This window comes from Streptomyces sp. NPDC019443 (genome assembly GCF_044389785.1).
Classification (GTDB): Bacteria; Actinomycetota; Actinomycetes; order Streptomycetales; family Streptomycetaceae; genus Streptomyces.
Genome location: NZ_JBIRYJ010000002.1, coordinates 218,964 through 244,044, shown reverse-complemented (window position 1 = coordinate 244,044; position 25,081 = coordinate 218,964). Strand labels below are relative to the sequence as shown.

The window sequence follows — 25,081 nt, the reverse complement described above, 5'->3', positions numbered from 1 at the left end:
CGGCCTCAGGCAGCCTGGATGACCTGGGTGACGCCGTTGATGATCTGCTGCACGGCGATCGCGGAGAGCATCATGCCCGCGAGCCGGGTCACCAGCACCACACCGCCGTCCTTGATCACCCGGATGATCAGCAGTGAGTAGCGCATGGTCAGCCAGAGCACGACGTGCATCGCGACGATCGCCACCCAGACCGAGATCTGCTGGGCCGCGCCGTCCGCGTGCTGCACGGCCAGGATCACCGAGACGATCGCGCCGGGCCCGGCGAGCAGCGGCATGCCGAGCGGTACGAGCGCGACATTGACGTCCTTCGTCTGCTGGGGCTCGTCCGTCTTGCCGGTCAGCAGGTCGAGCGCGATGAGCAGCAGAAGCAGACCTCCCGCGATCATCAGCGCCGGTACGGAGACATGCAGGTAGTCCAGGATCTGCTGGCCCAGAATACCGAAGACGGTGATCACGCCGAAGGCGACGGCCACCGCCTGCCAGGCCATCCGGCGCTGCACCTTGGCGGGCCGCCCGGACGTCAGGGCGAGGAAAATCGGCGTGATCCCAGGGGGATCCATGATCACAAAGAGGGTCAGGAAGAGGGAGCCGAAAACGGCAGCGTCGAACACAGTGAGGGCCTAGCGGGAAGAGGGGTCGAACAGGGAGGGCGAGGGTCAGGCGGGGCGTCCGCCCGTGCCCGGCACCGGGAAAGCGCCGGTCGCACGCCGCGTGATCTCGCCGTAGATCTCCGGGTCGGTGGTGTACTCGCCGAGCCGGCAGGTCTTGCGGCTGCCGTGGTAGTCGCTCGATCCCGTGGTCAGCAGCCCGAGTTCGGCGGCGAGGCCGCGCAGATGGGCCCGGGTCGCCTCGTCGTGGTCCATATGGTCGACCTCGATGCCGTCGAGGCCGTACGCGGCGAGGTCGGCTATCGCGGCCTCGGGCACCGTGTTGCCGCGCTTGACGGCGAGCGGGTGCGCGAAGACGGTGACCCCGCCTGCGGCCTTGACCAGGCGGATCGCCTTGAAGGGGTCGAGCTCGTGCTTGGTGATGTGTGCACGGCCGCCGTCGGCGATCCACTGAGGCGTGAAAGCGTCCGAGACGGTCGGCACGACGCCGAGCTCGACGAGCGCGGTCGCGATGTGCGGTCGGCCGACCGAGCCCTCCCCGGCGATACGGGCGACCTGGGCCCACTCGATCGGGACGCCCAGTTCCTGGAGCTTGGCCACCATCGCCTGGGCGCGCGGCACCCGGTCGTCCCGTACGAGCTCACGCTCGCGCAGCAGCTCCGGCTCGTCCGCGTCGAAGAGATACGCCAGCAGATGCAGGCTCACTCCGTCGATACGGCAGGAGAGCTCGGCGCCCGTGACAAGGGTCACGCCCTCGGGGAGCGCGGCGATCGCCTCGGCATGGCCGCGGGTGGTGTCGTGGTCGGTCAGCGCTACGACGTCCAGTCCGGCCGCGGCGGCGCCCAGCACCAGCTCGGCGGGGGTGTCCGTACCGTCCGAAGCCGTGGAGTGGGTGTGCAGATCGATGCGCACGACGCGTAACTCCAGGGACGGCAGACGGACAAGGGGACGGTCCAGTGTATCGGGGATTCGAACAGCCCCGCTTCAGCCCGGTTCAGGACAGCAGGCGGGGCGACAGCGCCCCGCAGGGCACCAGTTCCACCTCCGCGCCCGCGTCCCGCAGATCCGTCAGCACCAGCTCGTCGTACATCAACAACCCTGACTGCTCCGGCCAGACGATCGCCCACAGCCACAGCCCGAGCGCCTCGCCCGCGAAGACCGCGCGGTCGGTGGGGGCGTCGCTGACAAGCCACAGCGGAGTGGGGCGTCCCGCGGCGAGCACCTTGGTCTGCGGCGGCTTGTCGACGCAGATGTGCGGGCCGGGGTCGGGTCCGTCCATCCCCGCGTAACGCGCACCGAGGCCGACGCCCAGCTCCTCGGCGATCAGCAGCAGTTCGCCCATGCCGCCGAGCGGGCCGGGACCCGAGCAGGCAACTGCGGTCGCGCGGCCTCCACTTCGGTCGTCCCCCGCATAGGTGACACCGGTGAAGAGCCAGCCGACGGGCAGCGGCCAGGGCATCCAGACAGGGACTTTCGCGCGGTGCACGACCACACCGAGGGCCTCGACGCTGGGCGGGATCACCGGCTGCAGCGGGTGCACCGCACCGTGCACATCGCACTGCCAGGAGTCGGCAAAGAGACCGGGCGCCCTGACCCGGCCACCGCACTTCGGGCAACTGGGTTCGCCCCTCATAGCGTCCAACGGTCCTCCCCGGCCGTCGTCGCGTCAAGGACGATCACCCGTCCGGCGCGTGCCCTCGCCAGGCAAAACTAGATGCAGCTTGCAAGCATTAGATTGTCCAGCCTATTGCTTGCATATCGCACCCATTCGGCGGAGTAGCGGCCGGTGGTTGGCGTGGGCAGCGCCGACGCTCCAGCCCGTCCACGCGACCGAGGACGGTGTGACGGTCTTCACCAACTGACCTGAAATCAGTCCAGAGTTACGGACCTGCGCAGCGGATCGCGCAGATCCGTGCCGTGCGTCAGCCACCGCTCCTGGAGCTCCTGCGCGCCGTGCACCCGCTTCCAGGCCGCCTCGTTCGACGTCATCGGCAGCAGCGGAAGGAAGCGCACCGGATCTATCGGCCCGTCCAGCTCCAGGTCCTCGACAAGCCCGCCCGACTCGGCGACAAGCACCGAGCTGAACGGCGCGTCCGGCCACAGCGGACCGCCGACGTCCAGCGAGGCGCCTGGCGCCACCACCACGCCCTCGACCTGCGGGGACGCGGCCAGTACGGCGAGCGGACGCAGCACCTTGTCGGTGTCGGCGAGCCCGGCCCGTACGGAGAGAACCAGCTCCGCGCGCGGTCCTTTCACCGGGTCGGCGAGGGCCGCGGTGGGGTCCGTCATCGGGTGGGCGGACATGCCGAGAGTGGCGTACCGCACGATGTCCCCGTCGCCGCCCCGGTCAAGGAACCGGAGCACCTCGACGCGGTCCGTACCGAGGAAGGTCACCGCGGCGCGCGCGTCCGGTTCGCCAAGTGCCGTACGCAGCCGGGCCTCGACCAGAGCAAGAACGTCTTCCATGTCGCGAGCATAAATGGCGTATGGAACGGGCAAACGAAGGGATTGGCCCTCAGTCGGCTGATAGTCTTGGCCGCTGGTCGGGACGGGCACGCAGGTGGGGGTACCCCCAGGCGGAGCTCTGGGGGAGTTGCTCTCAAGTCCCGACGACACGTCATCCCCCACGGGGGACCGGCTGGAGGAGGTGGGGCTGCGGTGGATCGAAGTCGACCGGTCAGTACCAACCGCTCTTCCGCACGGCACCTTTCCTCTGTGATCTGAGGCCTTTCCACACGGGGCCCATGGCATTTCGCACGACGGAAGAGCACTTCGTTTTTGCCTGTCTGTAGCGAACGCCGTCACCGCGATCCCCGCGGTGCCGCCCGCTTTGCGGACGTACGCATCACGTCCCCATTCCGGGCTGTGCCACGCCACTCGTACGACGGCCTCTCCGTGAAGGAGCCTGCCATGTCGATGATCCGTGACCTGCGTGAAGCGGTCCGTCCGTCCCTGCGCAAGAGCAACGCCCCCTACAGCACGTACGACGCCACCCGCGACCCGTCCGCCTCCAGCGCGGTCGTCGACTGCGCGGTCTACTGCGATGGAAAGCGGATGGAGAGCGCGACCTGCCAGACACCGCACGAGGCGATGCTGCGGGTGCGCGAGGGCGGCGGCTTCGCGTGGATCGGGCTGCACGAGCCGACGGAGGCCGAATTCGCCGGTATCGCGGCGGAGTTCGGGCTGCACCCGCTGGCCGTCGAGGACGCGGTCCACGCCCATCAGCGGCCCAAGCTGGAGCGGTACGACGACACGCTCTTCACGGTCTTCAAGACGATCCACTACGTCGAGCACGCCGAGCTCACCGCGACGAGCGAGGTCGTCGAGACCGGCGAGGTGATGTGCTTCACCGGCCGGAACTTCGTCATCACGGTGCGACACGGCGGTAAGGGCTCGCTGCGGGCTCTGCGGCACGGGCTGCAGAAGGACGTCGAGCTGCTCGCCAAGGGGCCTTCGGCCGTGCTGCATGCCATCGCCGACCATGTCGTCGACGGGTACATCGCGGTGGCGGCGGCCGTTCAGGACGATATCGACGAGGTAGAGATCGATGTCTTCTCCGCGCCCGCGAAGGGCAGCCCGCGCGGTAGCGACGCGGGGCGGATCTACCAGCTCAAGCGTGAGGTGCTGGAGTTCAAGCGGGCCGTGTCGCCGCTGCTGCGGCCGATGCAGCTGCTGAGCGAGCGGCCGATGCGGCTGGTCGACCCGGACATCCAGAAGTACTTCCGCGATGTCGCCGACCACCTCGCCCGCGTGCAGGAACAGGTCATCGGCTTCGACGAGCTGCTGAACTCGATCCTCCAGGCCAATCTGGCGCAAGCGACGGTCGCGCAGAACGAGGACATGCGCAAGATCACGTCCTGGGCGGCGATCATCGCCGTGCCGACGGCGGTCTGCGGGGTGTACGGCATGAACTTCGACCACATGCCGGAGCTGCACTGGAAGTACGGCTACCCCATGGTGCTCACCGGCATCATCGGCATCTGCCTCGCGATCCACCGCACCCTCAAGCGCAACGGCTGGCTGTAGCCCTGGGGGCTGTCGTTAAGCTGCGGGCATGACAGACATGCTGCTCGGCCAGGCCCTCATCGAGGAGGCCACCAAGAAGTCCGGCCTCATCTGGGTGCGCGGCGAGGGCCACGCGAGGGCGCTGTGGCACGTGTGGCACGAGGGCGCGGCACACATCGTCGGCGACGGCCCGGGCGAGCAGCCACTGCCGCAGCTGGTGAACGGTGGTACGGCGGAGATCACCGTACGCAGCAAGGACAAGGGCGGCCGGCTGATCGTCTGGACGGCGGCGGTGAGCGAACTGGAGCCGCACTCCGAGGCGTGGGAGTCGGCAGTCGCGGAACTGAAGGGCAAGCGCCTGAACGCGCCGGACGCGGAGCAGATGACGGAGCGATGGGCACGGGAGTGCCGGGTGCTGCGGCTGGAGCCGAAGGACGCGATCACGGAGCACCCGGAGGGCTCGGGGGCGGCCGCGCCGCTGCCGACGACGGCGACGACGCGGCTTCCGGTGCCGGCGGCTTTGCCGAGGCTGCTGCTGAAGCGCAAGAAGAGGCACGGCTAGCCGGCCTCGGCCGGGCTTTGTCCTCAATCGCCGGACGGGCTTGATTTTCAAGCCTGTTGGAAGTCCCCCGGACGAAGTCTGGAGGAGATTGAGGACCGGGTCCTGGAGAGCCCCGGGGAACAGCTAGTCGCTGGTCTTCGGCAGCTGGCGGCCGTAGTCGACCGTTTCGTCCTTCGCCGGCGCCGCCAGCGCGAAGTCCTTGTCCCAGTCCCCCAGCGTCAGCACCCCCGCGCCGCCCGCCCTCGCGAACTGGAGCGGGTACGGCTTGCCCTCCAGCGAGACGTCGAGCGTGCCGCCCGCGCCCTCGCCCGCCATGACCTTGATCGTGCGGACGCCGCCCACCTGCGTGCGGTTGCCCTTGCTGAGCTCGCCCTGCATACCGAGCAGCCCCTCCAGCAGCACATCCATGTCCGTGAAGCCACGGAACTGGTTGTACGCCGGGTCCCCCTCCGGCACCTTCACGTACTTGTCGTCGAGCTTGCCCGCCGCCTCCGCGTCCGTCTTGCTGGGCTTCTCGTCGCCCTTGTCGCCCGCGCCGCTCCAGAAACCGGCGTCGGCCTTCAGATAGAGCGCCTTCCCGACCCGCAGCAGCTCGAAGGTGTTGTCCTTCGAGGTGACGGAACCGGTGCCACCGTCCTGCTTGAGCCGCATGTTCAGCTTGTACGTGCCGCGCTTGCTGACCAGCGTCCCTGAGAGGCGTACCGACACCGCCGCGTCCGCCGCCGCGCGTGCCTTCGTCTCGATCTCGGCGGCCGAGAGCCTGCCGACACCATTGGTCCCCGCGTCCGGATCCTCGCTGCCGCATGCCGTGAGCGCCACGGTCAGTCCGGCACACAGCGCCAGGGGGAGCGCGGCCCGGCGGGCTCGGGAAGCCGGAGGGAGGGGAGTCACAAGCGCGCTGCCTCTCGTCTGCGTGTCGTGGGTGGCAGACCGCAGCGTACCTGTGCGGAGGGCACCGATCCGCAGAGAGCCGTACGGACGCCAGCCAGGGCGGCCCAGAAGCGTACGGGCTAGCCTGAAGCCGTCAAACACTGGTATTTCCCGGCAGATGTCCCGGTGAAGAGGAGGCGCGGAGCATGCCCGCAGGCGCCCCCCGGATCTTTGTCTCCCACCTCGCCGGCGTGCCCGTCTTCGACCCCCAGGGAGACCAGGTGGGACGCGTCCGCGACCTGGTCGCGATGTTGCGCGTCGGCCGCCGCCCGCCGCGGCTGCTGGGCATGGTCGTCGAGGTGCTCAGCCGCCGCCGGATCTTTCTGCCCATGACGCGGGTGACCGGCGTGGAGTCGGGTCAGGTCATCACCACCGGCGTGCTCAACATGCGGCGCTTCGAACAGCGCCCCACCGAGCGGCTGGTGCTCGGCGAACTGCTCGACCGGCGGGTACGGCTCGTGGACACCGGCGAGGAGGTCACCGTGCTCGACGTCTCGATCCAGCAGCTGCCGGCCCGCCGCGACTGGGAGATCGACAAGGTCTTCGTACGCAAGGGCAAACCCGGGGCGCTGCGCCGCAAGGGCGCGGCGCTGACCGTCGAGTGGTCCGCGGTCACCGGCTTCTCGCTGGAGGAGCACGGACAGGGCGCCGAGAGCCTGCTGGCGACCTTCGAGCAGCTCCGTCCTGCCGACCTCGCCAATGTGCTGCACCACCTGTCCCCCAAGCGGCGCGCCGAGGTCGCGGCGGCCCTCGACGACGACCGGCTCGCGGACGTGATGGAGGAGCTGCCTGACGACGACCAGGTGGAGATCCTCGGCAAGCTCAAGGAGGAGCGGGCCGCGGACGTCCTGGAGGCGATGGACCCGGACGACGCTGCCGACCTGCTCTCCGAGCTGCCCGAGGAGGAGAAGGAGCGGTTGCTGGCGCTGATGCGGCCGGACGACGCCGCGGATGTGCGCCGGCTGCTGTCGTACGAGGAGCGAACGGCGGGCGGTCTGATGACCACCGAGCCGATCGTGCTGCGGCCGGACGCGACGGTCGCGGACGCGCTGGCACGCGTACGCCAGCAGGACCTCTCCCCCGCGCTCGCCGCGCAGGTGTACGTGTGCCGGCCGCCGGACGAGACGCCGACCGGCAAGTACCTGGGCACGGTGCACTTCCAGCGGCTGCTGCGGGACCCGCCGTTCACGCTGGTCAGCTCGATCGTGGACACCGATCTGCCGCCGCTCTCGCCGAACACCCCGCTGTCGGCGGTCACCAGCTATCTCGCGGCGTACAACATGGTCGCGGCGCCGGTCGTCGACGAGATCGGTTCGCTGCTGGGGGCGGTGACCGTCGACGACGTACTCGACCATCTGCTGCCGGAGGACTGGCGGGAGACGGACTTCGAGGAGTCGCTCCGCGAGGAGTCCGCCCATGGGTAGCGGCAGCGAGTACGGACTGAGCGAACGCGGCGAGCCGAAGGAGCGCATCCCTTCGGGGGCGAGCGCCGCGCCGCGTCACCGGGTCCGGCTCGACCAGCCGCGCGCGCCACGGCGCAGTCTGCTGCCGGAGTACGACCCCGAGGCCTTCGGCCGGTTCTCGGAGCGGATCGCCCGCTTCATCGGAACCGGACGGTTCCTCGTCTGGATGACGTTGATCATCATCCTGTGGGTCGTCTGGAACATCTTCGCGCCCAGGGATCTGCGTTTCGACGAGTACCCGTTCATTTTTCTGACGCTGATGCTGTCGCTCCAGGCCTCGTACGCCGCCCCGCTGATCCTGCTGGCACAGAACCGGCAGGCCGACCGGGACCGGGTCACGCAGGAGCAGGAACGCAAGCAGAACGAGCGCTCCATCGCGGACACGGAGTATCTGACCCGGGAGATCGCGGCGCTGCGGATGGGTCTCGGCGAGGTCGCCACCCGGGACTGGATCCGCTCCGAGTTCCAGGATCTGATGAAGGAGATGGACGACCGGCATCTATTCCCGCAGGACACCTCCGGCGGGAGTGATGAAGGCGACCGCTGACCGCCCTTTCCGGGGGCGGGCGTCAGCGCCGTACCATCGTCCGTATGGCTACGGAAGACGCGGTGCTTGAAGCACTGGCGACGGTGAACGACCCCGAGATCCACAAACCGATTACCGAACTCGGCATGGTCAAATCGGTCGGGATCGGGGCGGACGGTGCGGTCGCCGTCACGGTGTATCTCACCGTCTCCGGCTGCCCGATGCGCGAGACGATCACGAAGAACGTGACCGACGCGGTCGCGCGCGTCGACGGCGTCACGCGCGTCGACGTCACGCTGGACGTGATGAGCGACGAGCAGCGCAAGAACCTCGCGAGCTCCCTGCGCGGCGGGACCGCCGAGCGCGAGGTGCCCTTCGCCAAGCCCGGCTCTCTGACCCGCGTCTACGCGGTCGCCTCCGGCAAGGGCGGCGTCGGCAAGTCCTCCGTCACCGTGAACCTGGCGGCGGCGATGGCGGCCGACGGGCTGAAGGTCGGCGTCGTCGACGCCGATATCTACGGGCACAGCGTGCCGCGAATGCTGGGCGTGGACGGCCGTCCCACCCAGGTCGAGAACATGATCATGCCGCCGTCCGCGCACGGCGTGAGCGTGATCTCCATCGGCATGTTCACCCCGGGCAACGCCCCGGTGGTGTGGCGCGGGCCGATGCTGCACCGCGCGCTCCAGCAGTTCCTCGCGGACGTGTACTGGGGCGACCTGGACGTGCTGCTGCTCGATCTGCCGCCGGGCACCGGCGACATCGCGATCTCGGTGGCGCAGTTGGTGCCGAACGCCGAGATCCTGGTGGTCACCACCCCGCAGCAGGCCGCGGCCGAGGTCGCCGAGCGGGCCGGCTCCATCGCCGTACAGACGCACCAGAAGATCGTCGGCGTCGTCGAAAACATGTCGGGTCTGCCGTGCCCGCACTGCGACGAGATGGTCGACGTCTTCGGCTCGGGCGGGGGCCAGCGGGTCGCCGAGGGGCTGACGAAGACGACCGGCGCGAACGTGCCTGTGCTGGGCTCCATCCCGATCGACGTACGGCTGCGTGAAGGCGGCGACGAGGGCAAGCCGGTCGTCCTGACCGACCCGGACTCACCGGCGGGCGCGGCGCTGCGGGACATCGCGGGCAAGCTGGGGGGCCGTCAGCGCGGCCTGTCGGGCATGTCGCTGGGAATCACCCCGCGCAACAAGTTCTAGGCGGCTTGCCACCGATCGCCGGACGGGCTGGTAATCAAGCCCGTCCGGCGATTGAGGACGAACCGGCTGCCGGACGGCGCCGGCAACCATCGCGGTCACCGCACTAGACGTACGCGCCGAGATCCTGGACCGCCGAGAAGCCCAGCCCGTACGCGCTCATCCCACGCCCGTAGGCGCCGATGTGCACCCCGGCCCGGGTCGAGCCCGCCAGCACCCAGCCGAACTCCGACTCGCGGTAGTGGAAGGTCGTCGGCACGCCGTCGACCGGCAGCGAGAGCATCGACCACGCGGGTCCGGCCAGATCGTCGGCCAGCTCGAACGCGGTCTCGGTCTGCTGGTCCAGCCAGTCGTCGCGAAGCGAGTGGTCCAACTGGGCGGGCCAGGTGTAGGCCAGCAGCCCCGAGCCGGCCAGCCAGGCCGCGGAGGAGACCGTGGTGGCGTCCAGTACGCCCGTGCCGTCGCCGCTGCGCCGCACCGGGCTGGCCACCACGGTGATGACCGCGGCGAAACGCTCCCTCTCGGCGCCGGCGGCCTCCGGCCGTATCGACGGCTCGTCGCCGTGGCCCACCGCACCGTGCTGGACCGTGCCGTCCGCCGCGGTGCCGACCTGCATCAGCCAGCGCGGGCCGGTGAATGCCTCGTCCAGCCCATACCAGGGGAAGGACGCACGCCGATAGTCGTCGACCGCGCGCTGGGCCGCTGTCCCCGCAGGTGCCGCCGCGAGCGGGGGCTCCCCGTCGGGCGCATCGGGGTCGCCGACCGTGTCTTGCGCTTCTAGCCGACTTGTCGTCTCCATCTACCCGGCCGCCTCCTCTGTGTCCGAGGTCCGGAGCGGACCCGCCCCCCTCGGGCGTCCTCGCTACCGGACAGATGGAGAGAATAGCCACCCTGTCCCGGCTCGCAGGGATTGAGGTGCTCAGGTGGCGTCTGCGTCGAAGGGCGGGCGCTCGTCCTGAACGGGCTTTTCGCGCTTCTTGAGCAGGTCGGGGGTGCCCGGCGAGCCGTTGACGGCGGCGGGGACCGACGTGTCGGATTCCTTGCCGTTCACCGCGTCGGCGACCTTGTTGATCTCCTTCTTGAGGTCGAAGCTGCTGCGGAGGTCCTTGAGCTCCTTCAGGTCCTCGTTCTCGTTCAGCTGCTTACGGATGAACGTCTTGGGGTTGAGGTCCTCGAAATCGAAGTCCTTGAACTCCGGACCCAGTTCGCTGCGGATGTCGTGCTTCGCGCTCTCGGAGAACTCGCGGATCTTCCGGATGAAGCGGCTGGCGTCCTGGATGACTTTCGGCAGCTTGTCGGGGCCGAAGATGAGCACGGCGAGCACCACGAGCGCCACCAGCTCCAGTGCGCCTATGTCATTGAACACCCTGCTGCTCCTCGTGTTCTCTGCGGCTCGCAGGTCGGATGGGGTCCGGGCCCGATCCACGGTACCCGCCGGAACTGTCCGCACGGTACCTTCCGACGGCCGGTGCCGGGACCGGCCCCGTCGGCGTTCCGCTGTCCGTCATGTGCCGTCCGCGGAGCCGAGCGTGAGCGTCATCGTCCGTTCACTGCCGCCGCGGACCAGGGTGAGCTCCAGCCGGTCGCCCGGGCGGTGCGAGCGGATCTTGACGATCAGCTCCTCGCCGCTGTGCACCCGCTGGCCGTCGACCTTGGTGATGATGTCGCCCGGCTTGATCCCCGCCTTGGCGCCAGGGCCGCCCGAAGCGACGGAAGGGCTGCCGTCCTTGCCCTTCTCGCCGACACGCGCGCCGTCGCCGGTGTACTTCATGTCCAGGCTGACGCCGATCACCGGGTGGGTGGCCTTGCCAGTGTTGATCAGCTCTTCGGCGACGCGCTTGCCCTGGTTGATGGGGATCGCGAAGCCGAGTCCGATGGAGCCGGCCTGGCCGCCCTCGGGGCCCGCGCCGCTGTCCGCTGCGCGGATCGCGCTGTTGATGCCGATGACCCGGGCCTTGGTGTCCACCAGCGGACCGCCCGAATTGCCAGGGTTTATCGGGGCGTCGGTCTGCAGCGCGTCGACATAGCTGACATCGCTGCCGTCGCCCTTCTCGCCACCCGCGGTGATGGGGCGCTCCTTGGCGCTGATGATGCCGGAGGTCACGGTGTTCTGGAGGTCGAAGGGTGCGCCGATGGCGACGACCGGGTCGCCGACCTGGACGCTGTCGGAGTTCCCCAGGGGCAGCGGCTTGAGGCCCGAGACGCCGGACACCTTGACGACGGCGAGGTCGTAGCCACTGTCCTTGCCGACGAGCGTCGCCTTGGCGGTCTCGCCGCCGCTGAAGGTGACGGAGATGTCGCCGGCCGAGCCCGCCGGGTCGACGACATGGTTGTTGGTCAGGATGTGGCCCCGCTGGTCGAGCACGAAGCCGGTGCCGGTGCCCTGTTCGCCGCCGCCGCTGACATGGAGCGTGACGACGCTCGGCAGCGCGCTTGCGGCGATGCCCGCGACGCTGTCGGGCGGGCGGTTGCCGTCGTCCTTGGATGCCTGCGGGAGTTCGACCTGGGTGATGCCGCCGTTGCGTTCGACGTACGCGCCGATGCCACCGCCGATGACGCCTGCGACGAGCGCCAGCAGGACCGCCCCGACCAGCAGCGATCCGCGCCCGCGTTTCTTCCTGGTGGGCTCGCCGGGGTGGGTCAGCGGCTGACCTGGCGCGCTCCAGGGGTCGTACTGCAGCCAATGGGAGGTCGGAGGCTGCGGCAGCTGGGTGTGGGGCTGGTGGGCGTGCGGCTGCGGCGCTTGGGGCTGAGGTGGCGGGGACACCGGCGCTTGGGGCTGAGGCGGCGGGGCGTACCCGCCGCCGGTGCCCGGCGCGGTGCCGTTCGGCGTCGCGGAGTGCAGCGGCGGTACGGGAGTGCCCTGCGCAGGGGTCGGCATCGGCCGCTGTACGGGAGGTGCGGGCGCCCACGGCCCGGGTCCGCCGTATGGCGGGGTCCTGTACTCGTCGGGCTCGTGCAGCGGCTGCGGCCTGCCCGGCGCCGGCGCGGGCGACAGCTCTGCCGTCACCTCGGTGTCCGCGGCCACCGCGGCATCCTCAGGCACCGGAACCGGCACCGGCACACCCTCCGACACCGGATCCTGCGCCTCCGGCTCGGGCTGGGTCGCACGTCCCGCACTGGGCCGGCTCCACCACTTTGCCTTCGGTCCGGTGGGCTTCCCGTCGTCCATGCTCTCCCCGCAAACTGCCGGCCACTGCGCACCCCCACGGGGCACCCCTCCGAAGATTCAACCAGGTTTGCGAATCTCCGCGCAGAGTCCTGCTCAGCGCCGGGACGACAGGGGCAGAGCGGACTGGGTCGGGGCAGCGAGATGCGTGGGGACAGCTGTGGCGCTCGAGGTGAGCCCGGGGGCGGTGGCGAGCTGGAATGCCGAGCCCGTCGGACGTATCAGCGGCGGGGAGTACGAAGCGTCGGTCAGCATCGGGGCCGAGAACGGGTGGTTCAGCGGCGCCGGGGCCAGCAGGCTGGGCGCCCCTGCGATGACGGGGCGGTTGTCCGACCTGACCAGGCCGTTGCCCCCGGTGCGACGGCGCTCGGTCTCGGTGCTCCTGAGGTTGCCCGCCCCGGTGTTCGCGCCGGTGTTCGCGCCGGTGGCGCCCGCGGTCGGGGTCGCGGCCCGCAGCGGCGTGACATTGCGACCCGCGCCCTCGCCCCTGGGTCCGGCCTGGACCGAGGCGTCGAGCGGCAGTGCCCCCCCGAGGGCGATCGCCGCGAACGACACGGCGCTGGCGGCCGCGAAGGCGAACCTCCGCCCGCGCCAGGGCGAGCGCTCCGCTTCCGTACGCCCCACGTCATGAATTCGGAAGCCGCTGCCGGAACCGCCGGGAAGGACGGTCGCGTGGGCGCCCGCGGGAACGTATCCGAACGTCTGCGTACGGGAGTCGCCGGAGTCCCGGCCCCGTTCCGACGAAGGGCTCAGCGCTCCGAACACCCCGTCGCCACCGAGCCGCCCCCCGTCAAAAGGTCCACCCCGGCCGTCGTCGTCGCCTCCGGGCCCTGCGGGCAGCCCCTGGAGCCGCGCGAGCAGCCCTTCGGAGGGCGGCGGCGGCGCGGTGTGGGCGAAGACGTTCTTCAGGCGGCGCTGGGCGTCCGCCTCGGCCTTGCACTTGGGACAGGTCGCCAGATGAGCCAGCACCCGGTCCCGGACGTCGTGTTTGAGCTCGCCGTCGACAAGCGCGGCGAGCCGGTCCCCCAGATGCTGCTCCGCAGGGGTGGGGCTTGAGCCACTCACGCCGGTCCGACCTCCCCTGCCAGGCCGACCACACCCGCCAGGGAGCGCTGCTCGGCACGTGCCTCCGGGGAACGGTGCTGCAGAGCCTTGCGCAGATGGGACCGGCCGCGGTGGATCCGGCTGCGGACCGTGCCGAGCTTGACGCCCAGGGTCGCGGCGATCTCCTCGTACGAAAGCCCCTCGATGTCACAGAGCACCACGGCGGCACGGAACTCCGGCGCGAGGGTGTCCAGCGCCTGCTGCACATCGGCGTCGAAGTGGGTGTCGTTGAAGACCTGCTGCGGGGACGGCTCGCGGCTGGGCAGCCGCTCGGCGGCGTCGTCGGCGAGCGCGTCGAAGCGGATCCGCTGCTTGCGGCGGACCATGTCCAGGAAGAGGTTGGTGGTGATGCGGTGCAGCCAGCCCTCGAAGGTGCCCGGCGTGTACGTCGACAACGAGCGGAAGACCCTCACGAAGACCTCCTGGGTGAGGTCCTCGGCGTCGTGCTGGTTGCCCGTCAGCCGGTAGGCGAGGCGGTAGACCCGGCCGCTGTGCGTGCTGACGATGTCCTCCCAGGTGGGAGGCGTCCACGCCTGCGATTCCGCATCCGATGCGAAGGTCGCGGTAGCTGCGGAGTCAGTGGAGCGAGAACGGTCAGCAATGTCGGTCACGGATCTCGGCTCACCCGCCGACCTGAGCAAGCGCCTCAGCACTCCTCTCCGATCCGCAGGTGCAGCCGCACCTCCCCTGTCGGCTCTGGTGGTGTCCAGCGGAGCCCCTACCATAGCCACCTCGCCCGTTAGCTCCGGATAAGAATCTTTACGCGAATTTGGGTCCTGCTTCTGGTCCTGATCCATGCGCTTCCCCCTGTCCCTCCATAACGCCTGGTCCCATCCGCGGGTTCCCGGGCGCAGCGGATACAGTCAGCGTCGCGCCACTACGGGGACAGGAGAGGGTCATTACCGCCAACCGGCAGACGAGCTGGGCGTTCGCCGACGCCTTTGTCGCCGAGGACGACGCGCTGCGCTGGGCCCGTGACCGGGCCCGGGAGTCAGGGCTCCCCTCGGTGTCGCCAGGCACCGGCGCCGCGCTGCGACTGCTGGCTGCCACCGCCGACGCGAAAGCGGTGGCCGAAATCGGTACGGGGACGGGTGTCTCCGGGATCTATCTGCTGCACGGGATGCGGCCCGACGGCGTACTGACCACGGTGGACCCGGAGCCGGACCGGCAGCAGTTCGCCAAGGAAGCCTTCCGCGCGGCGGGCTTCGCCGGGAACCGGGCGCGCTTCATCCCCGGCCGCGCGCTCGACGTACTTCCGCGGCTGGCGGACGGCGGTTACGACCTCGTCTTCTGCGACGGCGACCGTACGGAGTCGCTGGACTATCTCGCTGAATCGTTGCGCCTGCTGCGACCTGGCGGTCTTGTCTGCTTCGAGGGCGTCTTCGCGGACGGCCGCACGGTCGACTCGGCGGCCCAGCCGACGGAGGTGCTGCGTCTGCGGGAGCTGCTGCGCGCGGTACGGGAGAGCCAGGAGCTGCTGCCGTCGCTACTGCCGGTGGGCGACGGCCTGCTCTGCGCGGTCCGCCGCGGCTGAGCCCGTATCCGCGTCGGCCGACGCGACCGCTGCCACGCTCGTTACGCATCCGATCCGGAACACAGCACTGCCCCGGCACCGAAGTGCCGGGGCAGTGAAAAGTGTGGGCGCTTCCGCGTCAGCCGACGACCTTCTTCAGAGCGTCGCCGAGGGCATCGGCTTCGTCCGGAGTCAGCTCGACCACAAGCCGACCGCCGCCTTCGAGCGGAACGCGCATGACGATGCCCCGCCCCTCCTTGGTCACCTCGAGCGGGCCGTCGCCCGTCCGCGGCTTCATGGCCGCCATGCTCGTTCCCCTTCCTGAAACCAGCTCATCGCAGCCGACAACCCAGGTGTCACCGGCATCGAACACATTGCTTCCAGGTCATTATCCCGCATGGCGGGACCCGATGACCAACATCAGTCGGCATCGCTTGCGCAACGCGCTCTCTCAAAACCACTCAATTCGGCGATCCGCCTGCGATACTTCGCCACCGCGCGCCGGGCCGGGCCCGAAGATTGTTTGACGCAGGTCACATGTTCGCCCCCGGCGATCTCCGTCATGCTGGGCCCTGAACACGTCTGAACACCAACGTCAGAGCCGTAAAGGGGACCCTGCCATGGCCGACTCCGTGCTGTACGAGGTGAGCGACGGACTCGCGACGATCACGATCAACCGGCCCGAGGCCATGAACGCGATGAACACCGAGGCGAAAGTCGCTCTGAGGGACTCGGCCCGGGCAGCCGCAGCCGACCCTTCCGTACGGGCGGTACTGCTCACCGCGGCCGGGCGCGCCTTCTGCGTGGGCCAGGATCTCAAGGAGCACATTGGGACCCTCCTCGCTGCCCGCGAGTCCGGCAGCGGCGACACGATGAACACCGTGCGGGAGCACTACAACCCCATCGTGCGGGCCCTGACCGAGATGCCGAAGCCGGTCGTGGCCGGGGTCAACGGCGTGGCCGCGGGCGCGGGCCTCGGCTTTGCGCTCGCCGCGGACTACCGGGTCGTCGCGGACACCGCCAAGTTCACGACCTCCTTCGCGGGCGTCGCGCTGAGCGCCGACTCCGGGGTGTCGTGGACGCTGCCCCGGCTGATCGGCCAGAGCCGGGCCGCGGATCTGCTGCTCTTCCCGCGCTCGTTCTCCGCGCAGGAGGCCTACGAGCTGGGTATCGCGAACAAGCTGGTCCCCGCTGACGACCTGGCCGCAGAGGCCGCCGCGGTGGCCCGGGCGCTGGCCGAAGGACCGACCGTGGCGTACGCGGCGATCAAGGAGTCCCTGGCCTACGGCGCCGGCCACACGCTCAGCGAGACGCTCGACAAGGAGGACGAGCTGCAGGCCAGGGCGGGCTCGTCCGAGGACCATGCGATCGCGGTCCAGGCCTTCATCGCCAAGGAGAAGCCGAAGTACCTCGGCCGCTAGGGGCGAGCCAGGCGCGGACCAGGAGCAGGCTGGGAGCACGCTGGGAGCGGGCTAGGCGCTCGCCCGGCGGGCGACGCAGCCGCTCAGGTGGTCGTCGACAAGGCCGCACGCCTGCATGAGCGCGTACGCCGTCGTCGGTCCGATGAAGCGCAGCCCGCGCTTCTTGAGGGCCTTGGACAGCGCGGTGGACTCGTCCGTTACGGCCGGGACGTCGGCGATCGTGCGTGGAGCGGGCCGCGCCACCGGGTCGGGGGCGTACGACCAGATCAGCGTGTCCAGCTCGCCGGGGGACCAGTCGGCGAGCACGCGCGCGTTGGCGAGGGTCGCCTCGATCTTGGCGCGGTTACGGATGATCCCGGCGTCGGCGAGGAGGCGCTCCTCGTCGGCGTCGGTGAACTCCGCGACAGAAGCGATCTTGAAGCCGTCGAAGGCGAGGCGGAAGCCCTCGCGCCTGCGCAGAATGGTGATCCAGGACAGGCCCGACTGGAAGGCCTCCAGGCAGAGACGTTCGAAGAGCGCGTCGTCGCCGTGGACGGGGCGGCCCCACTCCTCGTCGTGGTACGTGACGTAGTCGTCCGTGGTCAGGCCCCAGGGGCAGCGCAGCTTCCCGTCGGGGCCCGGAGCGACACCGCCGGTCACCGCTCGGGGTCCTCGCCGGGCTTGGTGAACAGGTCGCCCCTGCCCACAGCGGTGGCCTGCGCGCCGGCCAGCGCGGACTCCAGTTCGGCGATGCGCGCGTCCCGCTCGGCGAGCTCGGCGCCGAGGCGGCCGAGCACATCGTCCACGTCCGCCATCCGGTAGCCGCGGGGCGCGACCGGCAGCCGCAGCGCCTCGACGTCCGCACGGCCGACCGGGCGGGTGGCCGGCAGCGGATCGACCAACTGCTCGGGCGCCACCTCGGGCAGGGCCGCGCTGTCGCCGCCGCCGACCACAGCGAGGGTGACCGCGGCGACGACCACGACCATCGCGATCAGCAAGAACAAGAACACGAGCGAGCCTCTCCCCAAGCGGAAACTGTCCGGTGCTGATCGTGCCACGGGACTCTGACAGTTAGGGTCGCAGGCGAACGACCTGAGGAGGAAACAGCGGATGCTGCGGCTGGGACGGCGCGAATTCGACGCGCACGAGCCGGTGATCATGGCGATCGTGAACCGTACGCCTGACTCCTTCTACGACCAGGGCGCGACCTTCCACGACGAGCCGGCCCTCGCCCGCGTCGAGCAGGCGGTGTCGGAGGGTGCTGCCATCATCGACGTCGGTGGGGTGAAGGCGGGTCCCGGGGAGGAAGTGACGGCCGAGGAGGAGGCACGTCGGACGGTCGGCTTCGTGGCCGAGGTGCGCAGGCGCCACCCGGACGTGGTGATCAGCGTCGACACCTGGCGGCACGACGTGGGCGAGGCGGTCTGCGAGGCGGGCGCGGACCTGCTCAATGACGCGTGGGGCGGGGTGGACCCGAAGCTGGCGGAGGTCGCCGCGCGGTACGGCACGGGCCTGGTGTGCACGCACGCGGGCGGCACGGAACCGAGGACACGGCCGCACCGGATCTCGTACGACGACGTGGTGGCGGACATTTTGCGGGTGACGCTCTCGCTGGCGGACCGAGCGGTGGAGCTGGGGGTCCGGCGGGACGGGATCATGATCGACCCCGGTCATGACTTCGGGAAGAACACGCGCCATTCGCTGGAGGCGACGCGTCGCCTCGGTGAGCTGACGGCAACGGGCTGGCCGGTGCTGGTCTCGCTGTCGAACAAGGACTTCGTCGGCGAGACGCTCGACAGGCCGGTGAAGGAACGCGTGATCGGCACGCTGGCGACGACGGCGGTGTCGGCGTGGCTGGGGGCGCAGGTGTATCGCGTGCACGAGGTGGCGGAGACGAAGCAGGTGCTGGACATGGTGTCGACGATCGCGGGCCACCGGGGACCGGCGGTGGCCCGGCGGGGGTTGGCGTAGCGGCGGGTGCGGTGCGCCTGCGGCGGGCCTGTTCCCCGACCCTCCCCCTACACCCTGGCGAGTGTGGGGGGACCCCCACTTCCCGAACTGGGGGCAAGCCCCCGGACCCCGGTACGCCCTTCGGGCATTGTCCTCAATCGCCCCTAGACTTCGTCCGGGGGAGATTGAGGAGCGGGATCCGGGGCGGAGCCCCGGCTCGGGTCCTGGGCGGACCCGGCGGGTCAGTGGCCCGTTTCCTTCGTCACCATCGCCACCGCCTCCTCCACGTCGTCCGTGACATGGAAGAGCAGCAGGTCGTGCGCCGACGCCTTCCCCTGCGCCACCACTGTGTTCTGGAGCCAGTCCACCAGTCCGCTCCAGTACTCCGTACCGAACAGCACGATCGGGAAGCGCGTGACCTTCCGGGTCTGGACCAGCGTCAGCGCCTCGAACAGCTCGTCCAGTGTGCCCAGTCCGCCCGGCAGCACCACGAAGCCCTGCGCGTACTTCACGAACATCGTCTTGCGGACGAAGAAGTAGCGGAAGTTCACGCCGATGTCGACATGCGGGTTGAGGCCCTGCTCGAAGGGGAGCTCGATGCCCAGGCCGACCGAGATGCCCTCCGCCTCCCGCGCCCCCTTGTTCGCCGCCTCCATCGCGCCCGGGCCGCCGCCCGTGATCACCGCGAAGCCGGCGTCGACCAGCGCCTTGCCGATGCGGACGCCAGTGTCGTACTCGGGGGTCCCGGGCCCCGTGCGGGCGGAGCCGAAGACGCTGATCGCGCTGGGCAGTTCGGCCAGCGCGCCGAAGCCCTCCACGAACTCCGACTGGATGCGCATGACCCGCCACGGGTCTGTGTGCACCCACTCGGAATCGCCCTCGGTGTCCAGCAGCCGCTGGTCGGTGGTGCCGGGCTGCACCTGGTCCCTACGGCGCAGCACCGGTCCCAGTCGCTGTTCCTCCAGCGCCCGCAAACCCTCGGGGTTGCCCATGACCTGCTCCCTCCGGCCGAACATTGTTGCTTTGAGTCAGGGTAGGTCGGTGAACGTTACGACATGTGAAATCGGGGTTGTCAGACAGTGAGCCAGTCCCGGAGCCGTACCTCGCAGTGCGTGATCTTGTCGACCGCGACATGCTCGTCCCGCTTGTGGGCGAAGAGCGCGTCACCGGGCCCGTAGTTCACCGCGGGCACGCCCAGCGCGCTGAAGCGTGAGACGTCCGTCCAGCCGAACTTGGGCTGCGCCGTGCCGCCGACCGCCGCCATGAACGCGGCCGCCGCCGGGTGCGAGAGCCCGGGCAGCGCCCCGCCGGTGTGGTCGTCCACCACGAACTCCGCGACCCCGCAGTCCGCGAAGACCTCGTGGACGTGCGCCAGGGCCTCCTCCTCGCTGCGGTCGGGCGCGTAGCGGTAGTTGACCACCACGGTGCACTCGTCGGGGATGACGTTGTTGGCCACTCCGGCCTCGATCCGCACGGCGTTGAGCCCCTCCCGGTACTCAAGCCCGTCGATCACCGGCCGTCGCGGCTCGTACGCGGCGAGCCTGGCCAGGATCGGCGCCGCGGCGTGAATGGCGTTGGACCCCATCCAGCTGCGCGCGGAGTGTGCCCGCTCCCCCGTCGTACGGAGAAAGACCCGCAGCGTGCCCTGGCAGCCGCCCTCGACCTGCGCGTCGGACGGTTCGAGGAGGACCGCCAAGTCGCCCTTCAGCCAGTCGGCATGGGCCTCGGCCACATGTCCCAGACCGTTGAGGTGTGCGGCGACCTCTTCGTTGTCGTAGAAGACGAATGTGAGGTCGCGGTTGGGCTCGGGGACGGTCGCGGCGATGCGCAGCTGGAGCGCGACGCCCGACTTCATGTCGCTCGTGCCGCAGCCCCACAGCACGCCGTTCTCGTCCAGCCGGGACGGCACGTTGTCGGCGACGGGAACCGTGTCGATGTGCCCGGCCAGGATGACCCGCTCGGCGCGCCCCAGGTTCGTACGGGCCACGACGTTGTTGCCGTGCCGGTCGACGGTGAGGTGCGGCAGGGCGCGCAGCGCCTGCTCGATCGCGTCGGCGAGGGGCTTCTCCTCGCCGCTGACCGACCGGAAGTCGACCAGCCGGGCGGTGAGCGCAGGAGCATCAAGAGTGAGGTCAAGCACGGTGTCGGGCATGGCTCCGACCTTAACGCGGGCTCCAGTACGGTGGGCAGCGTGTCCGAGACCGCCTCCCCCGTCCGGCGCGGCCGCCTCCTGCGTATCGCGGCCGCGTTCGCCGTGCTGCTGGCACTCATCAGCTACGTCGTGGTGCAGTACGTCACCGGCGGCGGCGCCCCCCGCTGCACCGTCCGTACGGCCGAGGGCGAGGGCCCCACGTACGAACTGAGCACCGAGCAGGCCGCGAACGCCGCGACGATCTCCGCGGTCGGCACCACCCGCGGCCTGCCGGAGCGCGCGGTCACCATCGCGCTCGCCACGGCGCTCCAGGAGTCGGGGCTGCGCAACATCAACCACGGCGACCGGGACTCGCTCGGCCTGTTCCAGCAGCGTCCCTCCAAGGGTTGGGGCACGACCCGGCAGATCCTCGACCCGGTCTACGCCGCCGGGAAGTTCTACGAGCATCTCGCCGAGGTCCCGGGCTACTCGCGGCTGCCGCTGACCGTCGCGGCGCAGCGCGTCCAGCGCAGCGGTTTCCCGCAGGCGTACGCGAAGCACGAGCCGGACGCGACGCTGCTGGCCGCCGCCCTGACCGGCCGCGCGACCGGGGCTCTGACCTGCGAATCGGGCAAGGGTGGGGAGCCGGGCGATCCGGCGAAGGTGCGCGAGGAGCTGGTGCGGGCGTTCGGCCCCGAGGTGCTGCCGGAGGCGAGGACCTCGGGCAGGGCGGGAGCGCCCGGCCCGCGGGAGGTGGCCGTACCGGTGCCGTCGACGGTCGGGACGGACGGCGGCGGAGCCTCGCAGCGCGGCTGGGAGCTGGCGCACTGGGCGGTGGCGCGGGCGGAGGGGCTGCGCATCGAGGAGATCTCGTACGGGGGCCGGGTGTGGAGCGCGAGCGAGTCCGACGAGGGCTGGCGTCCCACGGGCGCCGCGTCGGGTTCCGCGCCGGGTTCCGAGGCTGCCGACGTCCGAATTCGCATCGCACAGTAATCCGGGCGCTCCCTCGAAGGAGGCGCTTCAGTCACGTTCGGACGAGAAGCCGGACGGCTATTCGCACGCGTTGCCAATGATCCATCAAACCCCTTGTACACAAAGGGAAGTGACGGTTCAGCAGACCCCTGCACAATGGAATGTTTGTCCATTTTTATCCAGGGCCGATAATGCGACGCATTACCAACTCTTTACCTTGGTGCACCGCAACTTCCCCCGCCCTTCAGGCGGTTGTCAGTGCGTACGAACCAACGTCCTTCTCGTCTCAAGGAGCATCATGTCCCTCCCCCTGACCCGTCGGATCGCCCGTGCCGCGCTGCTCATCGCGGCGGGTGCAGCCCCCGTGGTCGGTGCGGCCGGCTCCGCAAGCGCCGTGGAACTTCCCCAGAGCCCGCTCGGCGGCCTGACCGCCCTCGACACGGACAGCGTCGGCAACACTGTCGACGGTGCCGCGCAGAAGGCCACCGGCACTGCGGGCGAGACCGGCGCCGAAGCGGTCAAGAAGACCGTCCCGGCCGCGGGCAAGACCGTCGGCAAGACCGGCAGGTCGGCGCCCGGCACCGCCAAGGAGGCCGCCGGTGACACCGCGGGCAACGCCGCCGCCGTCGTCGGCGAGACCGCCGGTACTGCGACCCAGTCGCTCGGCGGCGAGACTGCCGGCACCGCGACCCAGTCGCTCGGCGGCCTGCCCGTCGGCAGCGGCCTGCCCACCGAGCAGCTGCCGGTGAAGTCCCCGCTCTAGTCCGCGCAGATACGCCGAGATCGGCAGAGACAGGCGGAGATACGGCCGAGGGGCCCCGGGAGCGCGAACTCCCGAGGCCCCTCTCTGCGTTTCTCTGCGTTTCTCTGCGGTTCTCTGCGCTGTTCCGCGCTGCCCTGTCGCCGTCAGCCCAGGCGCTTGACCGCGGCCTCGACGCGTTCGTCGGTCGCGGTGAATGCCACCCGTACGAAACTCTCCCCGGCCGTTCCGTAAAAGTCGCCGGGCGCCACCAGAATGCCGAGCTCCGCCAGGTGCGCGACCGTGTCCCAGCACGGCTCGTCGCGCGTCGCCCACAGATAGAGGCTGGCCTCGCTGTGCTCGATCCGGAAGCCGCGCCCCTCCAGCGCCGTGCGCAGGGCGGTGCGCCGGGCTGAGTACCGCGCCCGCTGCTCCGTGACATGCGTGTCGTCACCGAGCGCCGCGACGGTCGCTGCCTGTACCGGCGCGGGGGTCATCATCCCGCCGTGCTTGCGGATCTGGAGCAGTTCGCCCAGCACGGCCTCGTCACCGGCGATGAACGCGGCGCGGTAGCCGGCCAGGTTGGAACGCTTGGACAGGGAGTGGACGGCGACGACGCCTTCGTACGTACCGCCGCAGACATCCGGGTGCAGGACCGAGACCGGCTCCGCCTCCCAGCCGAGCTCCAGGTAGCACTCGTCGCTGAAGACCAGAACGCCGTGCTCGCGCGCCCACGCGACGATGCGGATCAGCTCGTCCTTGGCCAGCACCCGGCCGGTGGGGTTGGAGGGCGAGTTGAGCCAGAGCAGCTTCAGACCGGCGGGGTCGAGGTCCGTCGGGTCGTCGTAGACGACGGCCTCCGCGCGGGCCAGGCGCGCGCCGACCTCGTACGTCGGGTAGGCGAGCCGAGGGTAGGCGACCTTGTCGCCCGGGCCGAGACCGAGCTGGGTCGGCAGCCAGGCCACCAGCTCCTTGGAGCCGACGACCGGCAGGACGTTCGTGTGCGCCACGTCGACGGCGCCGAGCCGCCGCTCCACCCATCCGGTGAGCGCGTTCCGCAGCTCGGCCGTCCCCCACACCGTCGGATAGCCGGGCGAGTCGGCTGCCGCGACGAGGGCCTTCTGGACCAGCTCGGGGACGGGGTCGACGGGCGTGCCGACGGAGAGGTCCACGATGCCGTCCGGGTGGGCCGCCGCCGTCGCCTTGTAAGGCTCGAGCTTGTCCCAGGGGAAGACGGGAAGGCGCGAAGAGACTGCGGGCACTGGCTTCTCTTTCTCGTACGTCAGGCAAAGGCCTCGGTCCCGTACGGACGACGAACCGTACGGGACCGGGAGCGGCACTGCTGCAGGCCGTCTACTGCGGGAACTACTGGTTCTGTGGCGGCAGTGCAGCAATGAAGGGGTGGTCGCGCTCGATCAGGCCGAGCTTGGAAGCACCACCGGGAGAACCGAGCTCGTCGAAGAACTCGACATTCGCCTTGTAGTAGTCCTTCCACTCCTCCGGGGTGTCGTCCTCGTAGAAGATCGCCTCAACCGGGCAGACCGGCTCACAAGCACCACAGTCGACGCATTCGTCCGGGTGGATGTACAAGGACCTGGAGCCCTCGTAGATGCAGTCGACGGGGCACTCCTCGATGCACGCCTTGTCCTTGACGTCGACACAAGGCTGCGCGATGACGTAGGTCACGCTGTCGTTCCTCCTCGGTAGGGCTGGCATTGCGCGGGAGCGCGGCGTCGTCGATGCCCGCCCCTAGTATCTCCGTTCTTGGCGACGATCCGAACAGGAGGGGCTCGCAGACCTGTGGAATTCACCCGCGGCGGACGGCTCGAGGTCCGCATTACACCCGCTGACGTGGGCAAACGTGTATCAGTCAGGCGCCTGACCGGCTCCGGCGGGGTGCCCGCGAAGTTCACCGACACGGTCGGAGTTCTCACATCCTGGAACGAAGGTGTGCTGCTGATCACACGCCGGACCGGTGAGAGCGTCCGCATTCCGGAATCGTCGCTGGTCGCGGGCAAGGTGGTGCCCGCCGCACCGGCCCGGCGGCGGGGGCCCGCGGCGGATTTCCTGGAGCTCGCGAGGGTGACCGCACGCGCCTGGCAGCCGGTGGAGAGCGAGCGGCTCGGCGAGTGGGAGCTGCGGGCGTCGTCCGGGTTCACCCGGCGGGCCAACTCGGTGCTGCCGCTCGGAGACCCGGGGATGCCGCTCGACGAGGCGCTGGCCACGGTGCGTACGTGGTACGAGCACCGGGGCCTGCCCGCGTATGTGCAGACCGCGACCGGGGCGGCGGGCACGCAGGAGGAGCTCTGCGCGGAGCTCGAGGCGCGCGGCTGGCGCCGCGAGGTCTCGGCGGAGGTGCGGATCGGGGCGCTGGCCCCGATCGGCGACCTGGACGCGGATGTGGAGCGGGCGCGGCTCGCGCGCACCGTCGACGAGGCTTGGCTACAGCGCTACCAGCGGTCCGGTGTGCCCGGGCCACATGTGCTGAAGGTATTGGGGAGCGGCCCCTCTGTGTGGTTCGCATCCGTACCCGGAGTCATAGGCGGTCCACCTGCGGCGATCGGGCGGTGTGTGGTCGACGGCCGCTGGGCGGGCTTCATGGCGGTGGAGGTGGACCCGGCGTACCGGCGCCAGGGCCTCGCGACCTCGGTGATGACCGCGCTCGCCCGGCGCGCGCTCGAGGAGGGCGCGTCGGCGGCCTGGCTGCAGGTGGAGTCCGACAACGACGGTGCGCGTGCGCTGTACGACGGAATGGGCTTCGCGACCCACCACCGATACCACCACTTCCGATCTGCGTAAGCGGGTACGAATCG

28 protein-coding genes are annotated in these 25,081 nt (G+C 70.1%); 11 read left to right on the top strand and 17 right to left on the bottom strand.

The features are described 5' to 3' along the window. Positions 1-5: 5 nt before the first annotated feature. From ACH492_RS07285 to ACH492_RS07270, 4 genes are all read right to left on the bottom strand, one after another. Positions 6-611, bottom strand: a complete 606-nt coding sequence (locus ACH492_RS07285) for a MarC family protein (protein WP_398983748.1) — start codon at positions 609-611, stop codon at positions 6-8. 45 nt (positions 612-656) lie between these two features. After that, on the bottom strand, positions 657-1,520 hold the full coding sequence (locus ACH492_RS07280) for a PHP domain-containing protein (RefSeq protein ID WP_398983746.1): 864 nt from the start codon (positions 1,518-1,520) through the stop codon (positions 657-659). Positions 1,521-1,602: 82 nt separating this feature from the next. Beyond that, positions 1,603-2,241, bottom strand: a complete 639-nt coding sequence (locus tag ACH492_RS07275) for a DUF6758 family protein (protein ID WP_398983744.1) — start codon at positions 2,239-2,241, stop codon at positions 1,603-1,605. A gap of 236 nt (positions 2,242-2,477) precedes the next feature. After that, positions 2,478-3,074: a suppressor of fused domain protein gene (locus tag ACH492_RS07270; protein WP_398983742.1), complete on the bottom strand. Its 597-nt coding sequence runs from the start codon at positions 3,072-3,074 to the stop codon at positions 2,478-2,480. A gap of 444 nt (positions 3,075-3,518) precedes the next feature. Here ACH492_RS07270 and ACH492_RS07265 point away from each other — a divergent pair, with 444 nt between their 5' ends. Both ACH492_RS07265 and ACH492_RS07260 read left to right on the top strand, forming a co-directional pair. Next, complete coding sequence (locus ACH492_RS07265) at positions 3,519-4,634, top strand: magnesium and cobalt transport protein CorA (protein WP_398983740.1); 1,116 nt, start codon at positions 3,519-3,521, stop codon at positions 4,632-4,634. Between the two features lie 28 nt (positions 4,635-4,662). Beyond that, positions 4,663-5,175 carry a hypothetical protein gene (locus ACH492_RS07260; RefSeq protein WP_398983738.1) on the top strand — a complete coding sequence of 171 codons (513 nt, stop codon included), beginning with the start codon at positions 4,663-4,665 and terminating at the stop codon, positions 5,173-5,175. Positions 5,176-5,298: 123 nt separating this feature from the next. On the opposite strand, the gene ACH492_RS07255 is transcribed toward ACH492_RS07260, so the two are convergent. Continuing rightward, positions 5,299-6,066, bottom strand: a complete 768-nt coding sequence (locus ACH492_RS07255) for a hypothetical protein (protein WP_398983736.1) — start codon at positions 6,064-6,066, stop codon at positions 5,299-5,301. A 185-nt stretch (positions 6,067-6,251) separates the two neighbouring features. On the opposite strand from ACH492_RS07255, the gene ACH492_RS07250 reads away from it, so the two are divergent. Genes ACH492_RS07250 through ACH492_RS07240 form a run of 3 tightly spaced genes read left to right on the top strand, consistent with a single transcriptional unit; the run spans position 6,252 to position 9,293 of the window. Further along, positions 6,252-7,529 (top strand): magnesium transporter MgtE N-terminal domain-containing protein, encoded by a 1,278-nt coding sequence (locus tag ACH492_RS07250; RefSeq protein WP_398983734.1) that lies wholly within the window; start codon positions 6,252-6,254, stop codon positions 7,527-7,529. Beyond that, positions 7,522-8,115 (top strand): DUF1003 domain-containing protein, encoded by a 594-nt coding sequence (locus ACH492_RS07245; RefSeq protein WP_398983732.1) that lies wholly within the window; start codon positions 7,522-7,524, stop codon positions 8,113-8,115. The genes ACH492_RS07250 and ACH492_RS07245 overlap by 8 nt, the downstream gene beginning before the upstream one ends. 44 nt (positions 8,116-8,159) lie before the next feature. After that, positions 8,160-9,293, top strand: coding sequence for an Mrp/NBP35 family ATP-binding protein (locus tag ACH492_RS07240; protein ID WP_398983730.1), 1,134 nt, complete (start codon positions 8,160-8,162; stop codon positions 9,291-9,293). Positions 9,294-9,396: 103 nt separating this feature from the next. Here the strand turns inward: ACH492_RS07240 and ACH492_RS07235 are convergent, their stop codons facing one another. From ACH492_RS07235 to sigE, 5 genes are all read right to left on the bottom strand, one after another. Continuing rightward, positions 9,397-10,089 carry a hypothetical protein gene (locus ACH492_RS07235; RefSeq protein WP_398983728.1) on the bottom strand — a complete coding sequence of 231 codons (693 nt, stop codon included), beginning with the start codon at positions 10,087-10,089 and terminating at the stop codon, positions 9,397-9,399. 120 nt (positions 10,090-10,209) lie between these two features. Further along, positions 10,210-10,656, bottom strand: coding sequence for a sec-independent translocase (locus ACH492_RS07230; RefSeq protein WP_398983726.1), 447 nt, complete (start codon positions 10,654-10,656; stop codon positions 10,210-10,212). Positions 10,657-10,794: 138 nt separating this feature from the next. Next, on the bottom strand, positions 10,795-12,462 hold the full coding sequence (locus ACH492_RS07225) for a S1C family serine protease (protein WP_398983724.1): 1,668 nt from the start codon (positions 12,460-12,462) through the stop codon (positions 10,795-10,797). A gap of 93 nt (positions 12,463-12,555) precedes the next feature. Then, complete coding sequence (locus ACH492_RS07220) at positions 12,556-13,524, bottom strand: anti-sigma factor family protein (RefSeq protein WP_398983722.1); 969 nt, start codon at positions 13,522-13,524, stop codon at positions 12,556-12,558. After that, on the bottom strand, positions 13,521-14,288 hold the full coding sequence (gene sigE / locus ACH492_RS07215) for an RNA polymerase sigma factor SigE (RefSeq protein WP_398983720.1): 768 nt from the start codon (positions 14,286-14,288) through the stop codon (positions 13,521-13,523). Before sigE ends, ACH492_RS07220 begins: the two co-directional genes overlap by 4 nt. A gap of 107 nt (positions 14,289-14,395) precedes the next feature. Here sigE and ACH492_RS07210 point away from each other — a divergent pair, with 107 nt between their 5' ends. Beyond that, a complete protein-coding gene (locus ACH492_RS07210) occupies positions 14,396-15,097 on the top strand; it encodes an O-methyltransferase (RefSeq protein ID WP_398984786.1) in 702 nt (233 codons plus the stop codon). A 118-nt stretch (positions 15,098-15,215) separates the two neighbouring features. Here ACH492_RS07210 and ACH492_RS07205 read toward each other — a convergent pair whose 3' ends face one another. Further along, positions 15,216-15,383 carry a DUF3117 domain-containing protein gene (locus ACH492_RS07205; protein WP_003966491.1) on the bottom strand — a complete coding sequence of 56 codons (168 nt, stop codon included), beginning with the start codon at positions 15,381-15,383 and terminating at the stop codon, positions 15,216-15,218. 313 nt (positions 15,384-15,696) lie between these two features. Here ACH492_RS07205 and ACH492_RS07200 point away from each other — a divergent pair, with 313 nt between their 5' ends. Beyond that, complete coding sequence (locus ACH492_RS07200) at positions 15,697-16,497, top strand: enoyl-CoA hydratase/isomerase family protein (RefSeq protein ID WP_398983719.1); 801 nt, start codon at positions 15,697-15,699, stop codon at positions 16,495-16,497. A 51-nt stretch (positions 16,498-16,548) separates the two neighbouring features. Here the strand turns inward: ACH492_RS07200 and ACH492_RS07195 are convergent, their stop codons facing one another. Together ACH492_RS07195 and ACH492_RS07190 are read right to left on the bottom strand one after the other, a co-directional pair. Continuing rightward, positions 16,549-17,136 (bottom strand): DNA-3-methyladenine glycosylase I, encoded by a 588-nt coding sequence (locus ACH492_RS07195; protein ID WP_398983717.1) that lies wholly within the window; start codon positions 17,134-17,136, stop codon positions 16,549-16,551. Further along, positions 17,133-17,486 carry a DivIVA domain-containing protein gene (locus ACH492_RS07190; protein ID WP_398983715.1) on the bottom strand — a complete coding sequence of 118 codons (354 nt, stop codon included), beginning with the start codon at positions 17,484-17,486 and terminating at the stop codon, positions 17,133-17,135. Before ACH492_RS07190 ends, ACH492_RS07195 begins: the two co-directional genes overlap by 4 nt. 100 nt (positions 17,487-17,586) lie before the next feature. Between ACH492_RS07190 and folP the strand changes: the two genes are divergently transcribed. Then, entirely contained in the window at positions 17,587-18,447 is an 861-nt protein-coding gene (gene folP, locus ACH492_RS07185) for a dihydropteroate synthase (protein WP_398983713.1), read from the top strand. Positions 18,448-18,668: 221 nt separating this feature from the next. Here folP and ACH492_RS07180 read toward each other — a convergent pair whose 3' ends face one another. Together ACH492_RS07180 and dapE are read right to left on the bottom strand one after the other, a co-directional pair. After that, positions 18,669-19,418, bottom strand: coding sequence for a TIGR00730 family Rossman fold protein (locus ACH492_RS07180; RefSeq protein WP_398983711.1), 750 nt, complete (start codon positions 19,416-19,418; stop codon positions 18,669-18,671). Positions 19,419-19,498: 80 nt separating this feature from the next. Beyond that, positions 19,499-20,578, bottom strand: a complete 1,080-nt coding sequence (gene dapE, locus ACH492_RS07175; protein WP_398983709.1) for a succinyl-diaminopimelate desuccinylase — start codon at positions 20,576-20,578, stop codon at positions 19,499-19,501. A 39-nt stretch (positions 20,579-20,617) separates the two neighbouring features. Between dapE and ACH492_RS07170 the strand changes: the two genes are divergently transcribed. Next, positions 20,618-21,550 carry a hypothetical protein gene (locus tag ACH492_RS07170; RefSeq protein WP_398983707.1) on the top strand — a complete coding sequence of 311 codons (933 nt, stop codon included), beginning with the start codon at positions 20,618-20,620 and terminating at the stop codon, positions 21,548-21,550. A 277-nt stretch (positions 21,551-21,827) separates the two neighbouring features. Then, positions 21,828-22,292, top strand: a complete 465-nt coding sequence (locus ACH492_RS07165) for an ATP-binding protein (RefSeq protein WP_398983705.1) — start codon at positions 21,828-21,830, stop codon at positions 22,290-22,292. Positions 22,293-22,435: 143 nt separating this feature from the next. Here ACH492_RS07165 and ACH492_RS07160 read toward each other — a convergent pair whose 3' ends face one another. After that, on the bottom strand, positions 22,436-23,530 hold the full coding sequence (locus tag ACH492_RS07160; protein ID WP_398983703.1) for a bifunctional succinyldiaminopimelate transaminase/glutamate-prephenate aminotransferase: 1,095 nt from the start codon (positions 23,528-23,530) through the stop codon (positions 22,436-22,438). A 103-nt stretch (positions 23,531-23,633) separates the two neighbouring features. Next, positions 23,634-23,954, bottom strand: a complete 321-nt coding sequence (fdxA, locus tag ACH492_RS07155; protein WP_018089397.1) for a ferredoxin — start codon at positions 23,952-23,954, stop codon at positions 23,634-23,636. A gap of 114 nt (positions 23,955-24,068) precedes the next feature. Between fdxA and ACH492_RS07150 the strand changes: the two genes are divergently transcribed. Beyond that, positions 24,069-25,067, top strand: coding sequence for a GNAT family N-acetyltransferase (locus tag ACH492_RS07150; RefSeq protein WP_398983701.1), 999 nt, complete (start codon positions 24,069-24,071; stop codon positions 25,065-25,067). Positions 25,068-25,081 lie beyond the last annotated feature (14 nt).